The sequence below is a fragment of the Desulfobacter latus genome (genome assembly GCF_013389365.1).
In the GTDB taxonomy this organism is placed as follows: Bacteria; Desulfobacterota; Desulfobacteria; order Desulfobacterales; family Desulfobacteraceae; genus Desulfobacter; species Desulfobacter latus.
The window spans coordinates 1-10,415 of record NZ_JACADJ010000096.1; the positions used below are offsets into that span (position 1 = coordinate 1).

At 44.5% G+C, this 10,415-nt stretch carries 6 protein-coding genes; 1 reads left to right on the forward strand and 5 read right to left on the reverse strand.

Annotated elements, in window-relative coordinates; all coding sequences use genetic code 11:
• Positions 1-535: 535 nt before the first annotated feature.
• A complete protein-coding gene (locus tag HXW94_RS20445; protein WP_218576786.1) occupies positions 536-643 on the forward strand; it encodes a PEP-CTERM sorting domain-containing protein in 108 nt (35 codons plus the stop codon).
• A 262-nt stretch (positions 644-905) separates the two neighbouring features.
• On the opposite strand, the gene HXW94_RS17140 is transcribed toward HXW94_RS20445, so the two are convergent.
• The 5 genes from HXW94_RS17140 to HXW94_RS17160 form a co-directional block, all read right to left on the reverse strand.
• Positions 906-1,820 carry an Abi family protein gene (locus HXW94_RS17140; protein WP_246294169.1) on the reverse strand — a complete coding sequence of 305 codons (915 nt, stop codon included), beginning with the start codon at positions 1,818-1,820 and terminating at the stop codon, positions 906-908.
• Positions 1,821-1,962: 142 nt separating this feature from the next.
• Complete coding sequence (locus tag HXW94_RS17145) at positions 1,963-2,670, reverse strand: M48 family metallopeptidase (protein ID WP_178368120.1); 708 nt, start codon at positions 2,668-2,670, stop codon at positions 1,963-1,965.
• Positions 2,667-5,921 (reverse strand): type I restriction endonuclease subunit R, encoded by a 3,255-nt coding sequence (locus HXW94_RS17150; RefSeq protein WP_178368121.1) that lies wholly within the window; start codon positions 5,919-5,921, stop codon positions 2,667-2,669. The genes HXW94_RS17145 and HXW94_RS17150 overlap by 4 nt, the downstream gene beginning before the upstream one ends.
• A gap of 10 nt (positions 5,922-5,931) precedes the next feature.
• On the reverse strand, positions 5,932-7,107 hold the full coding sequence (locus tag HXW94_RS17155; RefSeq protein ID WP_178368122.1) for a restriction endonuclease subunit S: 1,176 nt from the start codon (positions 7,105-7,107) through the stop codon (positions 5,932-5,934).
• Positions 7,100-9,838 carry a class I SAM-dependent DNA methyltransferase gene (locus HXW94_RS17160; protein WP_178368123.1) on the reverse strand — a complete coding sequence of 913 codons (2,739 nt, stop codon included), beginning with the start codon at positions 9,836-9,838 and terminating at the stop codon, positions 7,100-7,102. Before HXW94_RS17160 ends, HXW94_RS17155 begins: the two co-directional genes overlap by 8 nt.
• Positions 9,839-10,415 lie beyond the last annotated feature (577 nt).

Here is a 10,415-nt window from a genome sequence, read left to right on the forward strand (position 1 = left end):
TTATAAGGATAAGGAATAGAGGCTGTGGGTTTCAGCCATTTAAAGTGCTTGCATTTTAATAAAAAAATTCTATTTGAGTCGTAAGTTTAATTCTTTAAATTACTATTTGATATAATTTTGTAACCTGGTAGTCGGATAATTTCAGAAAAAGAGTTCAATTATACCATTATTGTGGACTTTGGCATTACTCATTTTCCTGATAGCGATCATCCGACCCCTCGATTATTGTGAAAATCGAGATTGAAAGTAGTCTTGAGTTTTGGTCATATAGCTATGTATAAAATCCCCCATATTATTACTTTTTATGCATAACATTAGAACATGTTTTTCATAGGTTAAGTACCTACAAGTCAACAACGTGCTACAATAATTGGGTTTTATTTTTTATGATATTTTGGGTACAAAATTTACGTTATTATTCACAAATAATAATATGTTTATTTTTTTTGGTATTCTGTGAGGTGGTAATGAAAACTATTATTTTAAACTAACTGCAAGCGGTGGCAACCTGGGAAATAATGCAGCAATAGACAATTTGATAATTACTGGTGACTTAAACAACCCAGTCCCCGAACCAACTACAATACTTCTCTTTGGCTTTGGGCTTTTAGGTCTTGCAAGAGTCAGCAGAAGAAAAGAATAGATAATCGCTTTCAATCAGTTTTAAGGGCAGAATCAGAAATGGTTCTGCTTTTTTTATTAACAGATATAACCTAAAAAAATTAATTCTGATCAGTAATCATGAACTGTTGACTATATCTATGATTGTGGCCAAAAGCCTTTATTGAAAGGAGTGTTGACTACTTCTGTTATTGATAATGTCAGATTGAAATCTTATTAACGTATAAATAGAGCCCGGCCTGAATTATTCCGAGCCACTACAAATAGTTTATTGATTCAGGCCTTTATCTATTCCCATCAGGCACCTTCCATAAAGGAAGATGTTGCCAATTTTTTTGCAATCCCATTGCAGCTGGCCGGATTCCAGGAGAGTGGATTATTAATTGGTGCATCCGATGTGGCCAACTTGTTCCAAGGCTGATTAATTGGAGAAAGTATCCCAACATGATTACGGTGTTTCCGACATATCGGGTGGCATCTGGGTTTAACATAGCTGCCAGGGCTTTGGGTTTTCTGGGCATCCTCATGGTAATGGTCATTCGACGATTCCAAAGCCGTCCATGGTGAGCAGTGATATTCCGGATAAACGTCAGATGGTGCATAAATGAGCGTAGGAGGCTTTCATCGATACCGTAGGGTCTCGCAATCCGGTTTTTGTCATGGCGGGTTTTCAAATTCTTATACCAGAGAGAGAGTTGTCCAAAGGACATCACTTCGGCTGAAGCCCAAATCGGAGGTAACGCCGGATTATCGTAGGTTTTGTTGTAATGTTCAATAAAAAGCTCTGTGCTTCGATTAATTTCAGACCCCAAAGAGTTCAAAAGGTTTTCATGCAGATCAGCCCTGTAAAAATAATTGGGGTCAAGGTAGAAATGACTCCCATAAGCCACGCCCAGTTCGTTGGCAAAATGTGCCCGGAATGAAATCTCAATCCTTTCGATGGCTTCCAGCATTAAGAGCCTGAACTTCCGATCAAAGATATAGACATTGAGGACATCATCAAAGGTGGTCCCATCCATGAAGTGATGATCTTTTCCATTCTCTTTGTTTTCAAAGGGAATCCAGTATCCTCGAAGGCGAAAGTAACTGATGTGGGAAAGGTAGCGGGCTGCTCTACCTGGATCGGGTATCTCCATGCCGCGCTGACGCAACAGTTGGATTTGATCATCAATAGCAAGAGGGGGCTTTTTATATTTCATGGTTTCCCCCCAAAATAAGTAACCCGCCGGGGTGCGCATTCGAGGTCAAAACCCCAAGAGGCGTGGCGGGTGTTATTCAGAATTATTGATAGGATTAAATTAACACGTGAAAATGAGTTTGTCATCTTTTTTTCATTACTTGTTACAAATCCAAGCCTGCTCCGTATTTCTTTAACCACTGCTTTCTTTCGCGGTAATCCGGCATCACCTTGTCCACTTCATTCCAGAATAAGTCCGTGTGATTGCGATGATGGATGTGACAAAGCTCATGAACCACCATGTAATCAATGATCTTTGGAGGTGCCATCATACATTTCCAGTGGAATTGCAGCAGATTGCTTTTTGTGCAACTGGCCCAGCGGTATCCCATGTCTTTAACTTTAAGACCGCTGGAAGCAACCCCTGCTTTTGGAGCGTAGTAGGCAATTCGGTCTTTTATCCGTTTTTCACCCTTGGTTTTGTAAAAGCGTTCAAAGGCTGTTTTTGCAGCATTTTCCCCTCCCTTGTCAATCAAAGATCGCTTCAAACAGAATCGGCCTTGATTGAGTTTCAGATCTTCAGACTGGTCCGTCACCAGTGACAAGCGGTAGCTACGTCCCAGATAAAGAAAAGACTCTCCATTTACCCACTCACGGACCACAGCGGCCGCGTTTAGATCCCGCCATTCTGCAAGATTTTTGTATATCCACATCCGTTTGCTGTGGACCACTGCATCTACCTTTTCAGGGGTGAATCCTTCCGGGGGCCTGACTGTTACCACGCCATCCCGCTCTATGACGATATCGGTAGTTTTCCGTTTGGTTCCAGGAAGCAGAATGTAGTCAATATCGTTTATGCGTCTAACATTCATTTCTCACCACCTTTGGTCAACGCATCATGTCTGTTTTTGGCCAGCTTCATAATTTCAATTGCAACACGTTCCCGGTTTTCCTTTAAAGCATCAATCCCGGTCAGGGTTAACGCTTTCTTGATACGACTTCTGATTTTCTTTTGTTTATCGGCATTGGTCCAAAAACCAATGCTGCCGATACTCGACTGCAGGGTTTCAACAATTGCTTCCATAAGATCTTTCATTTTCGGTTTTGCGGTGTCAGGGATGTCATTATTTCCAAATGCCACACCTGCAATGTGCTCATAAAAAGTAGTGGCCTCTTTCCCCATCCCGTCTTTTCCGGATTTTCTGCCTTCAACAGCCTGGTCCCTTAGCTTTTCAAGTTCCTCAGCCAAAGTGTCCCAGTTGTCCTGGTATTGATCAATGAGGTTCTCTACCTTTTCTGAAAGGCTTTTGTAGAATGCCGGATCTTCATCATGATGTACAGTGCAATGCTTTCTGATGGCATGCTCCATCTCGCTTGCCTTGGCTTCAGTATTGCCTCCGGCATGCTGGTTCAGTTTTTCAATAAAGTCATCTGCCAGAAGCTCCATTGGTGGCACCATGGGGTTGATTCCCAAACTGATTAAATGCGAGTTGATCAGGTCCTTGACTTTGGCGCCGGCATCACCGAGGCTCAGACTGGTGTCTTTATATCGTTCTTTGGTTACACGCAAGATGTAACCGAAACGCTTGGCAGGAACCCGGTACGGGTGGCCTGCGGGATTGGGCAATATGATGTCCAGACTCATGAGAAATTTTTTCAGGTACACATCAAAGTCAGCACGTAGTTGTTCATCTTTGAGCAAAGTCACAGCATCATGAACAACAGCGGCATCAGCTGCAATATCATCAAGTGTCCCCTCAATGAACTCTTGTATTCTTTGGATCTTGTGGAGCTTGAACAGTTGCAGCAGCCGTTGATATCTTTCTTCCAGAACAGGCATTTCAGAGGTAATGTTTTTGAGTCCCTGAGCCAGCTCTTCCTGTTCATCAGTTGCTGCATACAAGGTTAATGCCTGGGTCAGGTGGTTGGCAAGACCGATGTAATCCACAATAAAGCCCCGGTTTTTCCCTTTGGCGACACGGTTGGTCCGTGCAATGGCTTGAAGCAGGGTATGCTCCCGAATTTTTTTATCAATATACATGACCTGTTCAATGGGGGCATCAAATCCGGTCAGCAGCATGTCGCAAACAATGAGAAACGCAATGCCGGTGAGTTCTTTTTCCGGATTGTCAAACTCAAAGGGTTTGCAAAAATTCGCCACAGCGTTCCACCCTCTGGCCTGCTTTCTGGCTTCCGTAACAAAGGCGGCTTCATTGGTGCCGTCACTGGAGATCACAACCGCGGCTTTGAGAGAATCCATTTGTTTGATCAGATTGAGATCAGGGGCGGGTGAATTCTTTTCTTTTTGGAGCCTGTCTTGGAGAGCGTCTTGTATGGCCGTTTGATACCGGACCGCAGCCAGCTTCGAGTGGCAGACGACCTGGGCCTTGAATCCGTTTGGTAAAATATTCCCGATGTAATGATCCACTATATTAGATGCAATGGCTTTGATTCTTTTTTCCGCCTCCAGAATGTCACCAGTGGCACCGTACTTCTTTTTAATGGCCAGAAGCTCCTCTTCAGTCCGGTCTTTGAACATATCTTCAAAAGCGGTTTCAAAGGCGTGCTTTTCATTTAAAGCCGCATCTGCGGTTTTACCTTCGTATAGGATCTGCAATGTGGCGCCGTCATCAACTGCGTCCATCAACCGGTAGGTGTCTATGTACCGGCCGAATCTTTTCCAGGTTTTTTTTTCGCCATGGCGCTGGGCAATCAGGGGGGTGCCTGTAAACGCAATTCTTGCCGCATTGGGAAAAGCCTCTACGATGTTGTCACCAAGATCGGAACTCTGGGTCCTGTGGGCCTCATCAATCATGAGTAAGATCCGATCGGATTCGTTGATCACACCGAATTGTTTGCCCGAAGGCATGGCCAGGTATGTGCCCAGGGCTTCTGCCACCTGGAGGGGGAGAGCTTCCTCCCTTTGCTGGAACTTATGGACCATAACCATATTGATGTCTGATGTGTCCGTGCCCAGGTCAACTTTCAGCGCCGCAGTGTTTTCAATGACATTTATTCGTCCACCAATCAGAGTGGCTGTTCCGGCAAGCTGTTTTTCCAGGTCGACACGGTCGTTGATCAGGATGATTTTGAAATCGCTTAAGTCGGTAGACGCTCTGATGATCCGGGCGACAAATACCATGGTTAGGGATTTGCCTGACCCTTGGGTATGCCAGACCACGCCACTGCGCTCTGCCGGAGTTTGACCATCTCGGAGTTGAACGCAGATTTTATTGGCCGTCCTGAACTGCTGGTACCTGCAGACCACTTTAATGCGGGGGCCGCTGTCCGTATCCATGAATACGGCGCATGTCCTGAGAATCTGGAGCAGATTGGACTTGTTCAGCATGCCGCTGATCAATTGTTCCTGCTGCTTCTTACCCTCGGCGGTCTTGTCATCATTAGGCCATTGGGTCTTCCAGGGAAAGAAGTGTTCTTCTCCTGATGTAATCGTGCCGAAGTCCGCTTCCAGGCCGCAGGTTCTGATGAGCAACAGATTGGTATGAAAAAGACGGGGCTCTCCTTCCTTCAGCCCCTGTTCTGTCGTTGCCTTTCTTCGGTTCATGTACCGCTGCAGTTGCTCAAAGGCTTCGGCCATGGGGTTGGCGCAGGTCGGGCCGCCTTTCTTGCACTCAACAACAGCCAATGGCATGCCGTTTACGAACAGAACGATGTCCGGGATGATGAATTGTTTGACGCAGCCCGGGGTGTCTATTCTGAATTGATTGACGGCATGGAATTGATTGTGTTCCGGATTCTGGAAGTCGATCAGTTTGACCACCGGGTCCTGCTCTCTGGTGATTTCATTGACATCCACCTGGGCTTTAAAAATCAGTTTCTGGATGGCTTCATTGGCTTCTAAAAGAGTTCTGTTGGGCTGCCGAAGGATTTGGTCGTGGAGGTCGGCGAGCTGTCTTGAGGTCAACCAGCGTTTGCCGTCTGAAGTCCGGTTAATATCGTTGACGGCCTGGGTGAATACTTCCGGTAGTATCCATTGTCTGAAGCTGTGTCGAAGGCTTTTGTCTGGATCATGGCGGATGTCCGGACCCTGGTCCACAATTGTCCATCCCAGCTCTTGAAGGTGTTTTAGAAAGGGTTGTTCGACTTCGGTGTATTCAGACATGGACGGTTCCTTATTCGTCAGCCTTTACCTGGACCTTACCTGTTAAAAGATCATGCATTACACCGGATTTTTTTAACATTAATTTTTTTAATAATTCTAACTCTATGTCAATTCGTAGATTTATCATATTCATTCTTTGGGCGATTCTTGATTGTTCATCAACTGGAGGTTTTGGAATGGGAGTATTTTTAACCTCCCCAAGATTAATACCTTTAACAGCTACCCCTAATGTATTGATGTTAAAATGTCTGGTTGCACCATCTGTTTCAAAGTAGTAACTATAGAACTCATTGTTTCCCTGCAAAATATCAATTCTTGCTGTATCTTGCGTAATATTAGCACCTTTAAGGCCTTCTGGTACGATACAAACTCTACCAACAGTTCCTCTTATTGTCAGAAGGATGTCGCCTGGTTCAAGTTTAGAGCGGTTATATTCTTTTGCAATTCGTGGTGATGTGAGTAACAAATTTTTTATATCGATTTTTCGACCTCGAATATCCTTCACTTTCACAACGGGAACTCCACCGTCAAATCCATATCCTGGCATAAGAATGCCATAGGTAACTGGCCGTGATGGATTCGTTATTTCGTTTAATACACCCCATTGCCATTCTGTTGGAATCCACCCAATCGGCGTTTCTTTGTATAGTGCCGGAGCTTGCTCTTTCGTCGGTCGAAGTTTTCCGTCAGGTGTAACACCACGAGTGAACAGATCATGCATCAGCCCTTGTTTGATTTGCTGGTATTTCTGGATGAGAGCTTCGGTTGTTTCTATGGTTTGGTCGATTGACTTTAAAATTTTTGCTATCTTCTTCTGATTCTTTTCTCCTGGATTGTGGAATTTAATTTTTAATAACCACTGACGACTGATGCTGGGAACACCGGTTGCTTCATTGAGTTTTGTTAGATCAAAATTCAATAAACAATAATAAAGCCAGCGAATATCTACTCGATCTTTGGGTATGACAGCATATGTTGTATCAACGGGCCAGAAAGGGGATTCAATTAGTTGTGGATTTCCTAATGACCCTTTTCGTGGAACCACTATAGCGGATGAGAACATTGCCCTTTTAGCGTGGCCATAAATTCCGCCTGTTCCTACAATAGGATATGAACCATCTTCTGTTAACACCTCCGATGGAGATTTTCCATAATGAATCATAGACAAATCGGATAAGCTACTCATACCCCAACTCCACCAAAAAGGCTTTCAACTGCTCAGAGGCCGTATCCCGTTCCACTTCAATTTCCTTGGCCGTCACCGCATACTTATTCCAAAGGTTCTCAACAGCCTTGATGCAGGCGCGAAGATCAGCCCGAAGATATGCCTCGTAGGTTTCCATAAGTACAGACCGAAGCCGTTCAAGAATAACGGCCCGGGCTTCATCAGTCGAGATCTTTTCCCTGGCGCTTTCCACAAGCTCATTCCGCTTGTTTTCTGTGGCTTTGATCGTATCCTTCATTTCCTTGAGTTCATCTTCCAACGCTTTGTGTTTGGACAGTACCGTTGTAATGTGGTCAGCTCTGGATTTGGCAAGTTCTCCTGATGTTATGGCTTGTTTTAATGGATCTTCATATTCGGAATAATGCTCTACCTGTTTTGCCAGTTCAAGAATCCGGTTGCCGTTGGAAAATAGAGGCAGTTTCTGGGTCAGTCCTTCTGTACAATAAAAGCCTTTTTTCTCCCCTTTTGGTAGGAGATCCGCTGTTTTTATTTCAGAGAAGATATTTCCGGCCAGATCCTTCAGGTTTTTTAAATGACCCTTCCACTCTGCGTTAAGCGCCTTGAGCGTATCCTTTTTTGATTTCACCTCATCTGCCGGCAGTACACCAGTGTCCTCAGCGTCTTCAAAATCTTCTTCCCCGGCCGCACTGAACAACGTAAGAAGTTCATCACTGCGGGCCTTTGCCTGTTCCATCTCTTCCAATACTTCCGGGAACTGGCTTTCAAGAATGTCATCATCTGGTATCAGCCCCGGCCTCCAGCCGCTGGCAGCGATGGATTTAAAATCTGCTTTCAAAGTGTTGACGTAATTGGCAAAGGCGCCCCGTACCTGGAAAGAGGTCAAAAGATCCTGATCCTTAAACGTGTCGGCGATGCTTTCCAGAAGCGTCCTTCGCATAAGATAAACATTGCCGGCATTCTCATGCTGATTTTCCGGATCTTTGGCCAGGGCTTGAACAATGGGCAGATTCTTTTCCCACCAATCAGAAAGAGTGTCCAGGAAAGTTTGATGCCGCAATACTACACCAGAGTGCTTGGTTACAAATTCTGGAATACTGCGTTTGTCTGCGATGGCCGGGGCAAGATCCATGTAAATTTCATCTTTTGGGATAAAACAGTCCTGCATCAGTCCCGAATAATTGGACCAGAAATGATCCAAGGCATGGATTTCCGCAATGGGAATACCGCCATGGAGATGAGCCCGGACATCATGGAGTTCGGGAGGCGGCGCATTGTCAACATATCTGCGGATATTGCAGTTAAACTCCTCCGCTTCGATTTCTTCAACAGGAACATTCCTGGCATATCCCGGGGTGTCCACTTTTGCATGGTAGGTGTACACGATTTTATCGATATCCTCGGGTCTGAGGAAGTTCCTTGCTTTGCCTTCCCGGTACTCTCTGTCAGCATTGATAAACAAGACATGATCCCTGTCTTTTGCCCCCTTTTTATTGAGCACCAGGATGCAGGCTGGGATACCGGTGCCGTAAAACAAGTTGCTTGGGAGGCCGATGACCGCTTCAAGATATCCGTTTTTAATGAAGTGTTGCCGGGCTTCACGTTCTTCCCCGCCACGGAATAGGACTCCGTGGGGCATGACAGTGGCAAGCCGTCCATCATATTTGATGACGGACAGCATATGCTGAACGAACATCAGGTCTGCCTTCTTGCCTTTTTCAGGCATCATAACCGGGAACCGGCCTGGAAATTGCAACTCCTTCTTTTTGTAGTTCTGGCTGAATGGGGGATTGGCAAGAACCCTGTCAAAGCGAGTCAGTTCATTGGTCTCATCCCGGTGCAAGGGCTCTTTAATGGTATCTCCCTGGCGGATATCGGCATGGGAAATTCCGTGCAGCAACATGTTCATTTTACAGATCGACCAAGTGGTTCCAATGGATTCCTGGCCGTTCAGGGACAGTTCTCCCGGATCGCCACCACACTCCCTCAAATAATCGCGGGCCTGGATCAGCATGCCCCCGGACCCGATTGTCGGGTCATAGATACTCATGCCTTCCCGGGGATCACAGATCTCCACGCAGATGCGGACAACCTCGGGAGGGGTGTAAAACTCTCCGGCCTTTTTGCCGGCTGAGTCGGCAAAATATTTGATCAGCCATTCATAGGCCGTTCCCAGAAGGTCTGGAAACTCAAAGTCTTCGTCTTTGAGAGGGATTTTTTCAAAATTCTGGATAAAATCGGCAAGGGTGTCATCATCCAGGGTCCGCTGCCCGATCTTGCGATTGAAATTGATACCTTTGAGTACATCTTGAAGGGCATCAATGTTGGCTTCCTCAATGGCTTCCAGGGCTTTGTTCAGTTGTGTGCCGACATTTTCCTTTACATGCTTTAATGCCGGATGGTGCTCTATTTTCGTTTCACAGGTTTCTTTGTCTTTGACCTCTTCATCCCAACCTTCGTTCCACCTGGCCCGCCTGGGGACGTAAAAATATTTACCGGAATAGTTGTCACGGTCTTCAAGTTCAATGTCAATATCTTCTGGAGACATGCCCAGGGCTTGATTTTCTTTTCGTATTTCATCCCGGCGCTGGTCAAATAGATCGCTGGCCCGTTTCAAAAACAGCATGCCGAAGATGTATTCTTTATACTCACTGGCATCCATACTGCCACGAAGGTCATCACAGGCTGTGAGGAGGAGATGTTCAAGTTTTGAGAGTGTCAGTTTGTTTGCCATTATCTGCTGTTTCCTTTGAAAATAAATTCGTCGAAAGGTTCTTAACAGCAATGCAAAATGGTGTAAACCCATTTATCCTAATCGCTGTAATGATACCATAAATGCTTGGTCAACTATGTGGCAAATTAAAGAAAAAAATTTGCAAGCCTTCCCGGATGATGTTAATGATTCCAGCATTGATTTTTTTTCATATTTATGCCGATCTGATTATTTTTACTTTTCGGATGTTATCCCGTTAGATAAGAGAACATGAAAGATAAACGAAGACTACAGATTAACTTGTTATACAAAAGAAATATAAATTATGGTTAAATATTCAACTGGTCTATTTTCGGTTGCACAAAAAAAGAAGCCTAAAACAGGTAGCGGAGGCTAATTTCCCGACTGTCGTAAAATCTACCCATGCAATTTCTAAAACGCTTGTATTACAGCTCTATTATCGTTTTTAAAAAATTAAAAATATTTAATAAAAATTTGTTTAATAACTTTTAAAAATCAGTCTTAAAATACACTTTATGTCAATAAATAAGTATAATTTATAAATACTTGATATAATTCCATCACAGTTCTTTATCTC

Excerpts from the sequence above, each read along its gene's own strand:
- HXW94_RS17140 (WP_246294169.1), bottom strand. The coding sequence starts at position 1,820 with ATGAAATATAAAAAGCCCCCTCTTGCTATTGATGATCAAATCCAACTG.
- HXW94_RS17145 (WP_178368120.1), bottom strand. The coding sequence starts at position 2,670 with ATGAATGTTAGACGCATAAACGATATTGACTACATTCTGCTTCCTGGA.
- HXW94_RS17150 (WP_178368121.1), bottom strand. The coding sequence starts at position 5,921 with ATGTCTGAATACACCGAAGTCGAACAACCCTTTCTAAAACACCTTCAA.
- HXW94_RS17155 (WP_178368122.1), bottom strand. The coding sequence starts at position 7,107 with ATGAGTAGCTTATCCGATTTGTCTATGATTCATTATGGAAAATCTCCA.
- HXW94_RS17160 (WP_178368123.1), bottom strand. The coding sequence starts at position 9,838 with ATGGCAAACAAACTGACACTCTCAAAACTTGAACATCTCCTCCTCACA.